Origin of the sequence: Apilactobacillus nanyangensis (assembly GCF_016861915.1) — a bacterium.
Classification (GTDB): Bacteria; Bacillota; Bacilli; order Lactobacillales; family Lactobacillaceae; genus Apilactobacillus; species Apilactobacillus nanyangensis.
On sequence record NZ_BOLX01000008.1, the window covers coordinates 73,604 to 90,145 of the forward strand.

15 protein-coding genes and 1 tRNA gene are annotated in these 16,542 nt (G+C 37.5%); 14 read left to right on the plus strand and 2 right to left on the minus strand.

Features of this window, described 5'->3' with window-relative positions; all coding sequences use genetic code 11:
- Window positions 1–93 precede the first annotated feature (93 nt).
- Window positions 94–165, minus strand: a tRNA-Arg gene (locus JUD45_RS03810).
- A 254-nt stretch (window positions 166–419) separates the two neighbouring features.
- Here JUD45_RS03810 and gap point away from each other — a divergent pair.
- The 12 genes from gap (at window position 420) to JUD45_RS03870 (ending at window position 12,878) form a co-directional block, all read left to right on the plus strand.
- On the plus strand, window positions 420–1,433 hold the full coding sequence (gene gap / locus JUD45_RS03815; RefSeq protein WP_054604631.1) for a type I glyceraldehyde-3-phosphate dehydrogenase: 1,014 nt from the start codon (window positions 420–422) through the stop codon (window positions 1,431–1,433).
- Between the two features lie 163 nt (window positions 1,434–1,596).
- Window positions 1,597–2,811 carry a phosphoglycerate kinase gene (locus JUD45_RS03820; protein ID WP_053791565.1) on the plus strand — a complete coding sequence of 405 codons (1,215 nt, stop codon included), beginning with the start codon at window positions 1,597–1,599 and terminating at the stop codon, window positions 2,809–2,811.
- 173 nt (window positions 2,812–2,984) lie between these two features.
- Complete coding sequence (gene tpiA, locus JUD45_RS03825) at window positions 2,985–3,746, plus strand: triose-phosphate isomerase (RefSeq protein WP_138726983.1); 762 nt, start codon at window positions 2,985–2,987, stop codon at window positions 3,744–3,746.
- 98 nt (window positions 3,747–3,844) lie between these two features.
- Complete coding sequence (gene eno, locus JUD45_RS03830) at window positions 3,845–5,164, plus strand: phosphopyruvate hydratase (RefSeq protein WP_034531957.1); 1,320 nt, start codon at window positions 3,845–3,847, stop codon at window positions 5,162–5,164.
- Between the two features lie 103 nt (window positions 5,165–5,267).
- Window positions 5,268–6,794 (plus strand): ClC family H(+)/Cl(-) exchange transporter, encoded by a 1,527-nt coding sequence (locus JUD45_RS03835; protein ID WP_225424296.1) that lies wholly within the window; start codon window positions 5,268–5,270, stop codon window positions 6,792–6,794.
- Between the two features lie 100 nt (window positions 6,795–6,894).
- Complete coding sequence (secG, locus tag JUD45_RS03840; RefSeq protein ID WP_034531960.1) at window positions 6,895–7,134, plus strand: preprotein translocase subunit SecG; 240 nt, start codon at window positions 6,895–6,897, stop codon at window positions 7,132–7,134.
- 149 nt (window positions 7,135–7,283) lie between these two features.
- Window positions 7,284–9,635: a ribonuclease R gene (gene rnr / locus JUD45_RS03845; RefSeq protein WP_138726982.1), complete on the plus strand. Its 2,352-nt coding sequence runs from the start codon at window positions 7,284–7,286 to the stop codon at window positions 9,633–9,635.
- A 21-nt stretch (window positions 9,636–9,656) separates the two neighbouring features.
- Window positions 9,657–10,130, plus strand: coding sequence for an SsrA-binding protein SmpB (smpB, locus tag JUD45_RS03850; RefSeq protein ID WP_041152547.1), 474 nt, complete (start codon window positions 9,657–9,659; stop codon window positions 10,128–10,130).
- 82 nt (window positions 10,131–10,212) lie between these two features.
- Complete coding sequence (locus JUD45_RS03855) at window positions 10,213–10,902, plus strand: uracil-DNA glycosylase (protein WP_138726981.1); 690 nt, start codon at window positions 10,213–10,215, stop codon at window positions 10,900–10,902.
- Window positions 10,903–10,913: 11 nt separating this feature from the next.
- Window positions 10,914–11,879 carry a phosphate acetyltransferase gene (gene pta / locus JUD45_RS03860; protein WP_138726980.1) on the plus strand — a complete coding sequence of 322 codons (966 nt, stop codon included), beginning with the start codon at window positions 10,914–10,916 and terminating at the stop codon, window positions 11,877–11,879.
- 19 nt (window positions 11,880–11,898) lie between these two features.
- Window positions 11,899–12,375 carry a tRNA (adenosine(37)-N6)-threonylcarbamoyltransferase complex ATPase subunit type 1 TsaE gene (tsaE, locus tag JUD45_RS03865; RefSeq protein ID WP_053791570.1) on the plus strand — a complete coding sequence of 159 codons (477 nt, stop codon included), beginning with the start codon at window positions 11,899–11,901 and terminating at the stop codon, window positions 12,373–12,375.
- Between the two features lie 2 nt (window positions 12,376–12,377).
- Window positions 12,378–12,878, plus strand: a complete 501-nt coding sequence (locus tag JUD45_RS03870; RefSeq protein WP_138726979.1) for a GNAT family N-acetyltransferase — start codon at window positions 12,378–12,380, stop codon at window positions 12,876–12,878.
- 16 nt (window positions 12,879–12,894) lie between these two features.
- Here the strand turns inward: JUD45_RS03870 and JUD45_RS03875 are convergent, their stop codons facing one another.
- Window positions 12,895–13,431 (minus strand): 3'-5' exonuclease, encoded by a 537-nt coding sequence (locus JUD45_RS03875; protein ID WP_138726978.1) that lies wholly within the window; start codon window positions 13,429–13,431, stop codon window positions 12,895–12,897.
- Between the two features lie 163 nt (window positions 13,432–13,594).
- Here JUD45_RS03875 and murB point away from each other — a divergent pair, with 163 nt between their 5' ends.
- Together murB and JUD45_RS03885 are read left to right on the plus strand one after the other, a co-directional pair.
- Complete coding sequence (gene murB / locus JUD45_RS03880; RefSeq protein ID WP_138726977.1) at window positions 13,595–14,479, plus strand: UDP-N-acetylmuramate dehydrogenase; 885 nt, start codon at window positions 13,595–13,597, stop codon at window positions 14,477–14,479.
- A gap of 11 nt (window positions 14,480–14,490) precedes the next feature.
- A complete protein-coding gene (locus JUD45_RS03885; RefSeq protein ID WP_138726976.1) occupies window positions 14,491–16,452 on the plus strand; it encodes a cation:proton antiporter in 1,962 nt (653 codons plus the stop codon).
- The last annotated feature ends 90 nt before the right edge of the window (window positions 16,453–16,542 follow it).

Here is a 16,542-nt window from a genome sequence, read left to right on the forward strand (position 1 = left end):
TATCCTCCCTTGCTTTCAATTCAATTTGAATTATATTAATTTTATCTCAATGGTCAATTAAGGTCAAATGATTTTATCTGACTTAATCACCAATGCATCTGGAGGGAATCGAACCCCCATCGAAAGAACCGGAATCTTTAGTGCTATCCATTACACTACAGATGCATTTCAACAGGTTAAACTATAAATGAAAAGGGGGTTAAATTCAAGAAACACACTGAGTTAATTGATTTGCAAACTAAAATTAGCACTGATATACTTAGAGTGTAAGGATTTGATACAGAAAATAACTGTTACAAATTAGTACTGGTTATTTTTTTAAAATTACTGAGCATGTATTATAGACTGATCGGTAAAAAAGTAGTAGTATTTAATCCGTACGTAGTACTCAAATTTATTTCTCTAGGAGGAAAACAGTTATGACTGTAAAAATTGGTATTAACGGTTTTGGTCGTATTGGTCGTTTGGCTTTCAAACGTATCCACGAACTAAACTCAGACGAAATTGAAGTTGCTGCTATTAATGATTTAACAACTCCTTCAATGCTTGCATACTTATTAAAATATGATTCAACACATGGTAAATTCCCAGGTGAAGTTACTTCAACTGATAACGGAATCGTTGTTGACGGTAAGGAAGTTCCAGTTTACGCTGAACGCAATGCCGCTGACCTACCATGGGTTAAAAATGATGGTGTTGACTTTGTACTAGAATGTACTGGTTTCTACACTTCAGAAGAAAAATCACAAGCTCACTTAGACGCTGGTGCAAAGCGTGTTCTAATCTCTGCACCTGCAGGTCAAATCAAGACTGTTGTTCCTGGTGTTAACTTGGATACTCTAACTGCTGACGACAAGATCGTTTCAGCTGGTTCATGTACTACAAGTAGTATCGCTCCTACAGCATACTTCTTAAACAAAGACTTTGGTATCAAAGTTGGTACTATGACTACTATCCACGCATTCACTTCAACTCAAGCTATCCTAGATGGCCCTCGTGGTAAGAAGTTCAGAAACAACCGTACTGCTTCAACTAACACTATTCCTCACTCAACTGGTGCTGCTAAGGCCTTAGGTCTTGTTGTTCCAGAACTTGACGGTAAGTTAAACGGTGTGGCTCAACGTGTTGGTATCGTTGACGGTTCATTAACTGAATTAACTGCTATCGTTGACAAGAAGAACGTTACTGCTGACGAAGTTAACGCTAAGATGAAAGAACACACTGAAGGTAACGAAGCATTTGGTTACAATGACGAACCAATCGTTTCAAGTGATATCATTGGTGATACTCACGGATCAGTATTTGATGCTACTCAAACTGATGTTACTACTTTTGGTGATGACCAACTTGTTAAGGTATGGTCATGGTACGATAACGAATGGGGCTTTACTTGCAACATGGTTCGTACTTTACTACACTTCGCTCAACTATAATCTAAATTATAATTTAGCAAGGCATAAGGTGGAGGAGGCAATTGCCTCCTCCATTTTTTATAACAATTACTTTCTGCTTAAAAATTCTTTGAAATAAAGAATTAAATGAAGTATATTGAAATTGTTATATCAATTTTAAATAATTTTTGGGAGGTAATCTAGATTGGCTAAGACAGTTGTTTCTGATTTAGATTTAAAAGGCAAAAAAGTTTTAATGCGTGTCGACTTCAACGTTCCTATTAAAGACGGTGTTGTTGGTGACACAAGTCGTATCGTTGGTGCTATTCCAACTATCAAATACGTAATCGAACATGGTGGAAAGGCAGTTCTATTCTCTCACCTTGGTCGTATCAAGACTGAAGATGACAAGAAAGAACTATCATTACGTCCAGTTGCTGCAAAGCTTTCTGAACTAATTGACAAACCTGTTACTTTCGTTCCCGAAACTGAAGGTGCAAAGCTTGAAGAAGCTATCAACAACATGAATGATGGTGACATCGTTGTTGTTGAAAACACTCGTTTTGAAGATGTTGTAAATGGTGAAAACGTAAAACGTGAATCTGGTAACGATCCTAAGTTAGGTCAATACTGGGCTTCACTAGGTGATTGCTTTGTAAATGATGCATTCGGTACTGCTCACCGTGAACATGCTTCAAACGTTGGTATTGCACGTGCAATGGAAGCAGAAAACAAGCCAGTTGCCGCTGGTTTCCTAATGGAAAAAGAAATTAAGTTTATCGGTGGTGCCGTAAACAATCCTAAACGTCCATTTGTTGCCATTTTAGGTGGTGCAAAGGTTTCAGATAAGATTGGTGTTATCGATAACCTATTAGACAAGGCTGACCACATCATCATTGGTGGTGGTATGACTTACACATTCTACGCAGCTAAAGGCTTCACTATTGGTAACTCATTAGTTGAAAAGGACAAGATTGACACTGCTAAGGAAATCCTAGCAAAGGGTGGCGACAAGATTGTTCTACCTGTTGACTCAGTTGTTGCTCCAGAATTCAACAATGATGCACCTACTCAAGTAGTTGGTGAAAACATTCCTGATGGCCAAATGGCACTAGACATTGGTCCTAAGAGTATCGAACTATTCGAAAACGTTCTAAGAGACGCTAAGACTGTAGTTTGGAACGGACCTATGGGTGTATTTGAAATGAGTAACTTTGCTAAGGGTACTCTAGCTATTGGTAAGTTCTTAGGTGACTTAACTGACGCTACTACTGTTGTTGGTGGTGGTGACTCAACTGCCGCATGTAACGAACTAGGTGTAGCTGACAAGCTATCACACGTTTCAACAGGTGGTGGTGCTTCACTAGAATACATGGAAGGTAAGACTCTTCCAGGTATTGCCGCAATTACTGATAAATAAGAATAATATCTTTTTAAGATTCGATGTATAACATCGGGTCTTTTTTTTGTATAATAAAAGGAGTGAAATTTTTATTAAAACAATGTACGCAATTTGTTAATATCAATTATTTAGTGATATCATTGGTATATAGCGATTTGTAATAATCTGTTTAAAAGAATAGGAGGTAAAAAATGAGAACTCCTTTTATCGTTGGAAATTGGAAAATGAATTTAACATTACATGAAGTTGAAGAATTCTTAGATGCAGTCAAAGGAAACCTACCAGATCCTAAAGACGTTGAATGCGCAATTGCTGCATCATCAATTTACATGGATGTATTAACTAGATTTTGTAAAGAAGAAACAAATCTAAAAGCGGCCGCTCAAAACTGTTTCTACAAAGATTCAGGTGCCTATACCGGTGAAGTAAGTCCAATGGCACTTGCCGATATGGGTGTTAAATATGTTATGTTGGGTCATTCAGAACGTCGCAAATACTTTGACGAAACCAATAAGATGATTAATAAAAAGGTTAAAGCCGTTTTAGCTAACAACATGGTGCCAATTATTTGTTGTGATGAAACAATGGCTAAAAGAAAGACCTATGATGAAATGAACTGGGTGGTTAATCCAGTCATTGAAGCATTAAAGGGAATCTCTGAAGACGATGCTAAAAATGTTGTCATTGGTTATGAACCAAGTTGGGCAATTGGAACCGGAAAATCAGCTAGTGGTGCTGAAATTCAGGAAGCATGTTTTCTAATCCGTGAAACGCTAAAAGACTTATATGGTGATGATATTGCTAATCAAATCAGAATCGTATATGGGGGAAGCGTAAACGCTAGAAACGTTTCAGAAATTATGAGTCAGGATGATGTTGATGGAGTCTTGCCTGGAAAGAGTAGTTTAAAGGCAAAAGAATTCATCAAAATTGTTAATTACCAAAATAATTAACAGATTGAACAGTTTTTTATTGAAACTTGGTCTGTAAAATAATAAAATGAAGGTAGCCTTGATTCCGAGGTAACAACTTTCATTAAGGAGAGAATAAAATGTCAATTATTTCAGATATTTATGCTCGAGAAGTACTAGATTCTCGTGGAAATCCTACAGTTGAAGTAGAACTATATACTGAAGCAGGTGCAATGGGACGCGGTATCGTTCCTTCAGGTGCATCTACTGGTGAACACGAAGCCGTTGAATTACGTGACGGTGATAAAAACCGTTTCATGGGTAAAGGTGTTACTAAGGCTGTTAACAACGTTAATAACATTATCGCTAAGGAAATCGTAGGTTACGATGTAACTGATCAAGTTGCTATTGATGAAGCTATGATTAAATTAGATGGTACTCCTAACAAAGGTAAGTTAGGTGCCAACGCTATTTTAGGTGTTTCATTAGCTGCTGCACGTGCTGCTGCTGACGAACTAGGTGTTCCTTTATACAACTACTTAGGTGGTTTCAATGGACACGTATTACCAACACCAATGATGAACGTTATCAATGGTGGTAAGCATGCCAACAACAAAGTTGACTTCCAAGAATTCATGATTATGCCTGTTGGTGCGGAAACTGTTAAAGAAGCCGTTCGTATGGGTTCAGAAACTTTCCACAACCTAAAAGCTATCTTGAACGAAAAGGGTTACTCAACTGCCGTAGGTGACGAAGGTGGTTTTGCTCCTGACTTGAAGAACAACGAAGAACCATTCGAAATCTTAGTAGAAGCTATCCAACGTGCTGGTTACAAGCCAGGTAAAGACGTTTCAATCGCCTTTGACTGTGCTGCTTCAGAATTCTACGATGCAGAAACTAAGAAGTACAACTTAGTAGGTGATGGTAAGTCATACTCTGCTGATGAATTTGTTACATTACTAGAACAATTAGTTGACAAGTACCCAATTATCTCAATCGAAGATCCATTGGATGAAAACGAATGGGCAGATTGGCAAATGGCTACTGAACGTCTAGGTAAGAAAGTTCAAATCGTTGGTGACGATTTATTCGTAACTAACACTGATTACCTACAAAAGGGTATTAAGATGGGTGTTGCTAACGCAATCCTTATCAAGCTAAACCAAATTGGTACTTTAACAGAAACTGTAAACGCTGTTGAAATGGCTAAAGAAGCTAACTACACAGCTATCATCTCACACCGTTCAGGTGAAACTGAAGATACTACAATTTCTGACTTAGTTGTTGCTCTAAACGCTGGTCAAATTAAGACTGGTTCAATGAGTCGTGGCGAACGTATCGCTAAGTACAACCAACTAATGAGAATTGAAGATCAATTAGCTTCAGTTGCAGAATACAAGGGTATCAACTCATTCTACAACCTAACTGAAGAAGCTCGTAACAACGTTATTAACAAATAATAACTAACTGTTACTAAAAAAAGCATTGAATTATTTCAATGCTTTTTTTGTACATAAAATTATATGGTATGATTGATATACCAATAAAAAGAAGGCGAACATATTGCAAAGTGATAATTTAAGACGATTTAAATCAGTGCTGTACGGTTTATTAATTGGACTGGCAGTCGGAATGGTAGTTAGTCTATTTAGAATATCGATTGAGGGACTATCTACACAATTTTTAAAACTAGCTAAGATAGCAAGAACTAACTTATCGGTACTGATTATTTTAATCATTTTGAATTTACTAATTGCATTTTTCGTATATTACTTAGTAAAACGAGATAAAAATATTAAAGGATCCGGGATCCCACAGGTCGAAGGGCAGTTAAACGGTGAACTAGATTATTCATGGTTCTCGGTTTTGAGCAAGAAGTTCATTGGTGGAGTTCTTGCCATTTCTAGTGGGCTATTTTTAGGCCGTGAAGGTCCTTCGATTCAATTAGGTGCTGCTATTGCCCAAGGACTAGCAGATACATTTAAACAGACAAAACAAGCACGTAAAACAATTATTTCCGGTGGGTCAGCTGCTGGTTTATCCGCAGCTTTTAATGCACCCATTGCCAGTACATTGTTTGTGCTAGAAGAAATCTATCATAATTTTTCAACATCGGTATGGTTAACTTCACTTTCGGCAGCCATTAGTGCAAACTTTGTTTCCACAGCTGTCTTTGGAAAGGTGCCAGTATTACATATGAGTTATTCACATGTGATTCCACTACATATCTATCCATACTTAATTGGATTGGGAATTGTAATTGGAATCGGTGGATTAATTTATGAGTATGCTACACTCCACGTCAATGACTGGTACGCTAAGTTAGAATGGATACCAAACATTGTATGGGTATTGATTCCATTTATCCTAGTCATTCCGTTTGAAATGTACTTACCCACAATCGTAGGTGGGGGTAGCACAATGGTATTAACAATCGCCAAGGCTGCACCCACCATTACGGTATTACTATGGTTCTTGTTGATTCGTTTCGTGATGTCGATACTATCCTATTCAACCGGATTACCCGGTGGCATTTTCCTACCAATGCTTTCATTAGGGGCATTGATTGGGGCGATTTATTCAGAGGTGTTAATTCAATTCGGTGTATTACCACAAAGTTATTTTGTTAACTTCATCATCATCTCAATGAGTGGGTTCTTTGCCTGTGTCGGAAAGGCACCATTTACAGCTATTTTACTTATCACTGAAATGGTTGGATCACTACAAAACTTAATGTCATTGGCATTTGTGACATTAGTGGCATACGAAGTTACCGACTTATTAGGTGGTAGTCCAATTTACAATGAAATGTTGCAAAAGATGTTAAGTCCGCAAAAGTTGTCAACAAGTGGACAACTAACCAACCTATATTTCTCAGTTCAATTGGGGTCAGATATGGATGGAAAAGCTGTTAAAACTATCAATTGGCCTGATGGTTGTCTAATTAGTTCAATTAAAAGAAATGAACAATACATTATCCCAGATGGGGATACAATCATTAAAGCTGGGGATAACATTGAGATATCTACAAACTACGACAACCGTGGTTATGTATATACACATGTGGAAAAACTAACATTGGATAATTAAAATTTTGATTAATTGGCATGTTAGAAAGTATTATGATAAACTAAACAGTAAAGATAAAGTTAAAGATGAAACCTATGTATTTTAGGTAGGAGGCAACGAATTGTATAATTTCTTAATGAATATAATTTGGATTGACAGTGTATTAATTATCATCGCTGTCTTGATGCAACCAGCAAAGACTAACAATGATGCAATGTCTTCTTTAACCGGTGGTGCTGATGATTTGTTTGCCAACTCTAAGCCACGTGGTTTTGAAGCCTTTATGCAAAAAGTAACAGTTGTATTATTGATTATCTTCTTTGCATCAGCATTAGGATTAGTTTGGTTATCATCACACTAGTTAATAAGACTCCTGTAATTTTTACAGGAGCTTTTTTTATGTGAAACCGTTAAACCATTTATTATAGACGGTATAAAAATGTTAAAATACAAGATATGAGTTATCGAATTTGATTTAAGATCGAAAATTTAAAACTTAAGGAGTAAATCGTGGAAGATAATAGTTTAAAACAAGAAATTCATGCTGTTCTTCAAAAGTTCCCTAATCGTGAATTTTCAGTTGAAGAATTAGCCGATGAATTAGGATACCATGGTGCAAATGCATTTAAACTAATTGTCCAATCATTAGCTGTGTTAGAACGCGAAAAGACAGTTATGGTTACTGAAACAGGCAATTTTAAGTTAAACGTGCAAGGTGAAACAATCGAAGGAACATTTCATGCAAATCCAAAGGGGTTCGGATTTGTTAACTATGATGAAAACCTAGAAGATGCATTCATCGCACCTGACAACACACTACAAGCAATGAACGGTGATACTGTTCAAATTGAAATTGTAAGACGTGCCGATCAAAACTCTGGTAAAGGTCCAGAAGGTAAGGTTGTAAACATCGTTGAAAGAAACTACGAACAAGTAGTTGGTGAATTCACCCGTACTGACGATGACCAAGGATACGTTGGACAAGTTAAGCTAAAAGAAAAGAAGCTTATTAACTACAAGTTTTACGTTACAGGTGTTGGTCTAAAACCTACACCAGGTGAAGTAATTACTGCCGAAATTACTGAATACCCAAATGCTGACCACCCAGATTACATGGTTGGTATCGCAAAGGAAGTAATTGGTAGCGTTGATGATCCAGGAATCGACATCCTACAAATCGTCTACGCTCATGATATTCCAGCTCAATTCCCAGAAGACGTATTACAAGAAGCAGACGCTATTCCAGAAGAAATTAGTGAAGAAGAAAAGCAAGGTCGAGAAGACATTACTGATCAAACACTAGTTACTATTGATGGGGAATCGTCAAAGGACTTGGATGACGCCGTTACTGTATGGAAATTACCAAATGGTAACTATCACTTAGGTGTTCATATTGCCGATGTTTCTCACTATGTAAAACCAGGTAGTCTTTTGGATGAAGAAGCATACAAACGTGGTACTTCTGTTTACCTAACAGACAGAGTTATCCCAATGCTTCCAAGAAGATTATCAAATGGGATTTGTTCATTGAACGAAGGCGAACTTCGTCTATGTATGAGTTGTGATATGGAAATCAACCCATCCGGAAACGTTGTTGACCATCGTATTCACCCAAGTGTGATGAGATCTAAGGCCAGAATGACCTACAAGGCTGTAAATGACATCCTAGAAGCACATGATGAAAACACAATGGAACGTTATAAAGACTTAGTTCCAATGTTTGAAGAAATGGGCGAACTACACAAGATTCTATACAAACAACGTCGCCGTCGTGGTGCCATTGACTTCGATGATAATGAATCAGAAATCATCGTTGATGAAACTGGTCACCCAATCGACATTAAGCTAAGAGTTCGTGGTACTGCTGAAAGAATGATTGAATCATTTATGTTAGCTGCCAACGAAACTGTTGCTGAACATTACTGTAAAGCTCATGCACCATTCATCTACCGTGTTCACGAAACACCAGATGGAGAACGTGTAAAGAACTTCTTCGAATTCTTAACCGCATTCGGTGTAGAAGTTAAGGGTGACCCTGATCACTTGAAGCCAAAGGTATTACAAAACGTATTGAAGAAGGTTGCCGGTAAGCCAGAAGAACCTGCCGTATCAGTTATGATGCTTAGAAGTTTGAAGCAAGCTAGATATACTGACCAACCACTTGGTCACTTTGGTCTAGGTGCTGAATTCTACACTCATTTCACTTCTCCAATCAGAAGATACCCAGATACAACTGTTCACCGTTTAATTCACCACTATGAAGACAACGGTATCAACAAGGAATCAAAGGCTAAATACGCCGGATTACTTGAAGAAATTTCAGATCATTCATCAAAGGCAGAACGTCGTTCAATCGATGCAGAACGTGATACTGATGCAATGAAGAAGGCTGAATACATGGCAGACCACATCGGAGAAGAATTCGATGCAACTGTTAGTTCAGTTCTTAAGTTTGGTATGTTTATCGAACTTGAAAATACTGTTGAAGGATTAGTTCACATTAGTCGTATGAAAGACGACTACTATGAATACATTGAAAAGTACCTAGCACTTGTTGGTAGAAATACTCACCGTACTTACAGAATTGGTCAACCAGTTCGTGTTAAGGTGGTTAACGTTGACGTTGACCAAAGTGCCGTTGACTTTGATATTGTTAATCCAGAAGACACACCAATGTCTAAGCTAAAACCAGAAAGTCACAGTAATGGTGCTCATGGTCGCGGTGGCAGAAACAACGGTGGTCGTCGTAATAACAACAGAAGAAATGACAACAAGAATGGTAAGTTTGGTAGAAACAACAATAACCGCCATTCAAGAAACAACAACCGTAATGGTCGTAATCATTCCAATTCAAAACATTAATTGGTTGAGAGGTGATTGATAATGGTTAAAAAGAAACCAACTAATAAAGACGATAACTTGGTTGCGCAAAATCGCAAAGCTCGTCATGATTACCGTGTTTTACAAACCTATGAAGCTGGAATTGCATTGACCGGGACTGAAATCAAGTCCGTTCGTGCAAGTCGTGTCAATCTAAAGGATGGGTTCGCCCAAATTAGAGATGGCCAAGCTACATTGATGAATGTTCACATTAGTGAATATGAACAAGGTAATCAGTTCAATCATGATCCACTTAGAAATCGTAAATTGTTATTACACAAGCAAGAAATCAAACGTTTAGCAAAGGAAACAGATAAAAAGGGAGTTACAATTGTTCCCTTGAAGATGTACCTTAAGAAAGGTTTTGCTAAGGTATTGATTGGTGTTGCTGAAGGTAAGCATGAATACGATAAACGTGAAACAATGAAGAAACGTGATCAAGAACGTGAAATCTCACGTGTCCTAAAACACTACTAAAAAAAGCGTCCCGTTATGGGGCGCTTTTTTGCGATGTGAATTTATTATATATATGATAAAATTGTATATAGAGGTGTTATAAATGAAACCTTTTATTCACAATGACTGGTGGGATGTATTAAAGCCAGAATTTGAAAAAGAGTATTACCAAGATTTACGCAAATTTTTAGTTGAAGAATATGAAAATTATGAAATTCATCCAAATGCTAACCAAATCTATGAGGCATTTGAATGGACACCATTCTCAAAAGTAAAAGTGGTTATTTTAGGACAAGACCCATACCATGAACCCAACCAAGCGCATGGTTTGAGTTTTTCAGTCCTACCAGGTGTGAAGGTACCACCTTCGTTGAGAAATATTTATAAAGAACTAGAAAGTGATTTAGGCATCAAACCGGTTAACCATGGTTATCTTGAAAAGTGGGCCAAACAAGGAGTTCTATTGTTAAACTCAGTTTTGACGGTACGAGACGGAATTGCATTTTCTCACAAATCAAAGGGCTGGGAAAAACTAACCGATACTGCAATTGAAAAATTGTCAGAACGTCCTGAGCCAGTCGTCTTTATCCTTTGGGGGAGAGCGGCTAGAGACAAGGTTAAGTTGATTAATACTAAGACCAATATCGTAATTGAATCAGCACATCCAAGTCCTTTATCGGCTCACCGTGGTTTCTTTGGTTCCAAACCATTTTCAAAGACCAATATCGCCCTAGAATCATTGGGTGAAAAGCCAATTGATTGGCAACTACCAGAACACGTTACAATCCATTAGGAGGAAGAAATATGAGTTTATTAGATGAATTAAAAGAAAAGATCAGTGGTTTAAACAAGAAAATCGTTTTCCCAGAAGGAGACGACATTAGAATCATCGAAGCAGCTAGTCGTTTAGCTGACGAAAACATAATTCACCCAGTACTATTAGGTAATCCTGAAGAAATCAAAGCAAATGCTGGTGACTTCAACCTATCAAACGTTGAAATTGTCGACATTAACAACTACCCAGAAAAAGACTTCGAAGAAATGCTAGATGCATTAGAAGAACGTCGTAACGGTAAGAACACCCGTGAACAATTAGCTGAATGGTTAAAGGATGCTAACTACTTCGGTACTATGTTGGTATACATGGATAAGGCTGATGGAATGGTATCAGGTGCAGCTCATGCCACAGGAGACACTGTTAGACCTGCTCTTCAAATCATCAAGACTCAAGAAGGTATGCGTCGTATCTCAGGTTCATTCTTAATGCAAAAGGGAGATACTAGATACATCTTTGCTGACTGTGCTATCAACATCGAACTAGATGCTAAGGGTATGGTTGAAGTCGCTAAGCAAAGTGTTATCACTGCTAAACAATTCAACATCGATCCCAAGGTTGCCTTCCTAAGTTTCTCAACTAAGGGTTCAGCTAAGGGTGACATGGTAACCAAGGTTCAAGAAGCCGCTGCAATGGCTAAAGAAGAACTAGATGTTCCTTCAGATGGTGAACTACAATTTGATGCTGCATTAGTACCAGAAGTTGCTAACAAGAAAGCACCTGGTTCAGAAGTGGCTGGACAAGCAAATGTCTTCGTATTCCCTGAACTACAATCAGGAAATATTGGTTACAAGATTGCTCAACGTCTAGGTGGCTTTGAAGCGTTCGGTCCACTACTACAAGGTTTGGCCAAACCAGTATCAGACCTTTCACGTGGATGTGTTGCTGAAGATGTTTACAACGTTGCAATCATTAACGCAATCCAATCTCTATAAGCAAAAGGAGGGATGATTCTTGGTTAAAGTTAACGTAGAATCACCTGATGAAACAAAACAATATGGTGAACAACTTGCACCATTATTAAAGGCTAAAGACGTCATCCTATTGGATGGTGACTTAGGTGCCGGTAAAACTACTTTCACCAAGGGATTAGCCAAGGGCTTGGGTATTAAACGTAATATCAAGAGTCCGACATTTACCATTATTCGTGAGTATCAAGGAGGCAGATTACCACTTTATCACATGGATATTTATCGTTTAGATGACGGTAGTGGGGATGAACTAGGATTAGAAGAATACTTCAATGGTGACGGTGTTAACGTTATCGAGTGGTCCGAATTTATCGCTGATGAACTACCTGACGATTACTTGAAGATTGTTTTTCGTCGTGATGATGAAAAGGGTGAAGACTTTAGAACCATTTCATTTGAACCCAGTGGAAAACGATTTGAAGATATTGTTAAGCAAATTTTTCCACAGGTGGAAAAGTAATCATGTGTAATTTAGAGGTGCGTTGTGCACAACCTGATGATGCGGCTAAGTTAATCGAATTGATTGCACAATTAAAACAAGAATCAGACCAATACACGATTGATCCAAATATTGGCAAGTTATCTGTAGATGACCAAGCTCAACAAATCATGTTGGTGAATCAAACCCGTAGTTTTATTATCGGTATAGCTTTTTTGGATGATAAACCGGTAGGGATGATTCAAGTCCAAGAATTACAAGATTCTGGAATCGGTGAATTAGGGATTGCTGTATTGAACCAATATGGTCACCAAGGAATTGGTGGCCAATTAATGGACTTTGTTATTGATTGGGCAACCTATGATAGTAACTTATCCACATTAGCGCTGGTTGTGAAAAAGACCAACGAACATGCAATTCACTTGTACCAAAAAAGTGGCTTTACCGTCGTAAAGAAGAGGGTAATTAACGCACTTGGTAGTGTGTTATCCACACAAGAAATGCAATATGAATTAAAAAAATAAGCATCCCAATGGGTGCTTATTTTTTTTGCTTTATGAATGACTTGATAACTTCATCATCAAAATGTTCCTGTTGATAAATTAAAATGTTAGCACAGGCTAAGCTATCGTCTAACGCATTGTGATGGTGATGTAATCTAATTCCTAAATTGGCACAAACAGTATTTAACTTATGATTACTGAATTCAGGAAAAAGATACTTACAAGTTTTAACAGTATCTAATGTTTTATAAATTGGAATGGTCAATCCATAACGCAGTAGGCTACGTGATAATACACTATTATCGAATGAGTTGTTGTGAGCAACTACTAATTGATCCTTGGTAAAGAATTGTTTGATTACTGGCCAGATTTCAGGGAAGGTAGGCGCGTCAACGACATCGATTTCGTGAATACCATGAATATCTACGTTACGATAATTAAAATCGGTCTCTGGATTAATTAGAGTATAGAACTCATCTACAACCTTGTTGTCACGGACAACGGTTAGCGCTAAAGAGCAAGCACTAGCACGCTGATTATTGGCAGTTTCAAAATCAATTGCAACGAAGTTCATTAATAACGTCCTTTCGTTTTATTCTTTCAACATTATAACATGGTCTTACTATATGATATCGTGGTAAAATTAAAAATGTACTAATATGAGATTACTCGTATTAAATATTAAAAGTATGTGATTTCTACGAATAAACTCGTATAAATTATGATAATTAAGGAAAATGATTAAAATGGAAAAAATTAAGCTTTTAAAGAATGAACCATTATCAAAATATACATTCACTGAAACTGGCGGCCCTGCTGACTTGGTTGCCTTTCCTAAAAAAACTGAAGAAGTCAGAGAACTACTATCAATGGCAAAACGTGATGATCTACCAATCACAGTTTTAGGAAACGCCAGTAATTTAATCATCAAGGATGGTGGCATTAGGGGATTAGTCATCATCTTGACCGAGATGAACGAAATTACATCTCATGATGATTTTGTAATTGCTCAAGCAGGGGCTAGATACATTGATACTACCATTGTTGCTCAACAACACGGTTTAACTGGTATGGAATTTGCTGCCGGAATTCCAGGTAGTATCGGAGGAGCAGTCTTCATGAATGCGGGTGCTTATGGTGGAGAAACCGCCGAAGTAATCGAATCAGTGACTGTTTTAACACCAGAAAACGAAATCAAGACACTATCAAACAGCGAACTAGACTTCGGTTACAGACATAGTGCTGTTCAAGACCAAGACGATATCGTTTTGGAAGCCACATTTAAGTTATCCGCTGGGGATAAAAATGAAATCCAAGCAGAAATGGATCGTCTAAACGAATTACGTGAATCAAAACAACCACTTGATTTACCATCATGTGGGAGCGTATTTAAGAGACCAGAGGGGTACTTTGCTGGTAAGTTAATTCATGACGCCGGTCTCCAAGGATACCAATCAGGAGGAGCCCAGGTATCTAAGAAGCATGCTGGTTTCATCGTGAATATTGATAACGCTACCGCCACCGATTACCTAAACGTAATCAAGCACGTGCAAGAAACTGTTTACGCTAAAAACAAAGTACATCTAGAAACGGAAGTAAGAATTATCGGACAAGACAAATAGGGGGATAATCCATGCAGCTTATTGAAATTATTTTATTTTTAACGTTACTACTGCTTCTATCAACAATCATTAATCACTATGTTAAGGCCATTCCGGTTAGTTTAATCCAGGTCGTTTTCGGATGTGGATTAGCATTGATTGGTAACTTCAGCATTAACCTAAGTACAGATTGGTTTTTACTATTATTCATCGCGCCATTGCTATTTAATGACGGGCGTCGTTTCCCCAAGGATGAACTTTGGGAATTGAGATGGCCCATCTTCGCAAATGCAATTATCTTAGTATTTATCACAATGTTCTTTGGTGGTTTGTTAATTTATAAATTAATTCCATCGATGCCACTTCCAGTAGCATTCTCATTAGCTGCAATCTTATCACCAACCGATCCAATTGCCGTTGAATCAATTGCCAAAAAAGTGCGACTACCAAAGAATATTTTGCACTTGGTAAACGGTGAAAGTTTAATCAATGATGCCAGTGGTTTGATTGGTTTTAAATATGCCATCGCTGCAACTGTTTATGGTGCTTTTTCATTGAAGAGCGCCGTAGGGGACTTCTTTTATATCAGTATTGTCGGTGCAATCATTGGGGTAGTTACCATGTTAGTTATCTCTTTGGTGCGTAAATGGTTATACAAGAATGGATTGACTAACTTAGTATTTAACGTTGTCCTACAAATTGTCTCACCATTCGTAATTTACATGCTATCTGAAGATGTTTTACATGCTTCTGGGGTAATTGCTGTGGTAACAGCCGGAATTGTCTACCACGTGAATAATACTTCAACTCAATCATCTTCTGCAGAATTACAATTGATTAGTGAACAAGCCTGGAACATTATCGTTTATCTATTAAACGGGATTGTGTTCTTGATTTTAGGGATTGAGTTACCATTTGCGATGGAAGCTGTTATTAACGACATGAAGTTCAACACCTTCCAATCAATTGGCTATGCCGTAGTGACTTGGTTGATTATTCTAATCATTCGAATCGTGTGGATCATTCTATACGAAATCTGTCATAACCTAATTACTACTAAGAAGGTTGGACCAATCGATATTAGAACAGCCAACATTGTTGGTTTCTCAGGTGTTCGTGGTGCCATTACCATGGCCGGAATTCTTTCAATTCCGTTAATTACCGTTCAAAACGAAGCATTCCCTGATCGTGAATTGGTATTATTCATCGCATCAATTGTGATTGTGTTAAGTTTATTAGCTGCGGTCATCGTCTTACCATTGATTTCCAAAAATGACCCGGTTGTTTCTTACAACAATGACAACCATTGGAGTGAAGAAAAGGCACGTATTTACATTTTAAATTACGTGATTGATGACATTAAACAAATGGATCGTCCTGATAAACACATTTGCAATATTTTAATTGATCAATGTGAATTGATGATTAGACAGTTATCCTCAATCAAACCTGACGAATTAGAAAAGAGTATTCGTTCACTAGCAGTACAATATGAACATCAAGCGGTTAAGAAATTAGTTGCTGATAAGGTAGTTACTAGCAAGGAAGCAAATGCGATTAACTATCAAATTAACCATCGTGAATTGAAAAACTTGGTCGCATTTAATGACTTTAATTTAAAGCTTGAATTTATGTCAGCTGTTCAAACCACTAAGCTTTGGTTATTCAGACAACGCTCTGATAAGGAACAAAAGTTAAAAATCCAAAAAGCATTAATTATGGTTAATGACTACACCATTCAAAAGCTAAAAGAGCATGGTGATTCTAAAGCAATTAATGCGATTGTTGATGAATATACTAACCTTAGCTTGGCTTTGAGAACGCGTTCATTGGATTACGAAAAGTACTACAGAATTGCCAAGGAACGTGAGCTAGAAGCTTACCGTAAGGGAATTCAAGAATTACTATTGAACGATAAAATTAGTTTGAAATTAGCTTCTAAGTTGAGACAAGAAGTTAACTATGTTGAAAATAACGAATTAAGTACAGACTAAAAAAAGACAGCCATGATGTGCACCCCAAAAGTTGTACATTATTATATTGTTTTTCCTAGGCGGAAAGTTTCCGGTATTGAACCGGTGACT

Coding starts and splice junctions, on each gene's coding strand:
- gap (WP_054604631.1), top strand. CDS start 420: ATGACTGTAAAAATTGGTATTAACGGTTTTGGTCGTATTGGTCGTTTG.
- tpiA (WP_138726983.1), top strand. CDS start 2,985: ATGAGAACTCCTTTTATCGTTGGAAATTGGAAAATGAATTTAACATTA.
- eno (WP_034531957.1), top strand. CDS start 3,845: ATGTCAATTATTTCAGATATTTATGCTCGAGAAGTACTAGATTCTCGT.
- smpB (WP_041152547.1), top strand. CDS start 9,657: ATGGTTAAAAAGAAACCAACTAATAAAGACGATAACTTGGTTGCGCAA.
- JUD45_RS03855 (WP_138726981.1), top strand. CDS start 10,213: ATGAAACCTTTTATTCACAATGACTGGTGGGATGTATTAAAGCCAGAA.
- pta (WP_138726980.1), top strand. CDS start 10,914: ATGAGTTTATTAGATGAATTAAAAGAAAAGATCAGTGGTTTAAACAAG.
- JUD45_RS03870 (WP_138726979.1), top strand. CDS start 12,378: ATGTGTAATTTAGAGGTGCGTTGTGCACAACCTGATGATGCGGCTAAG.
- JUD45_RS03875 (WP_138726978.1), bottom strand. CDS start 13,431: ATGAACTTCGTTGCAATTGATTTTGAAACTGCCAATAATCAGCGTGCT.
- murB (WP_138726977.1), top strand. CDS start 13,595: ATGATTAAAATGGAAAAAATTAAGCTTTTAAAGAATGAACCATTATCA.
- JUD45_RS03885 (WP_138726976.1), top strand. CDS start 14,491: ATGCAGCTTATTGAAATTATTTTATTTTTAACGTTACTACTGCTTCTA.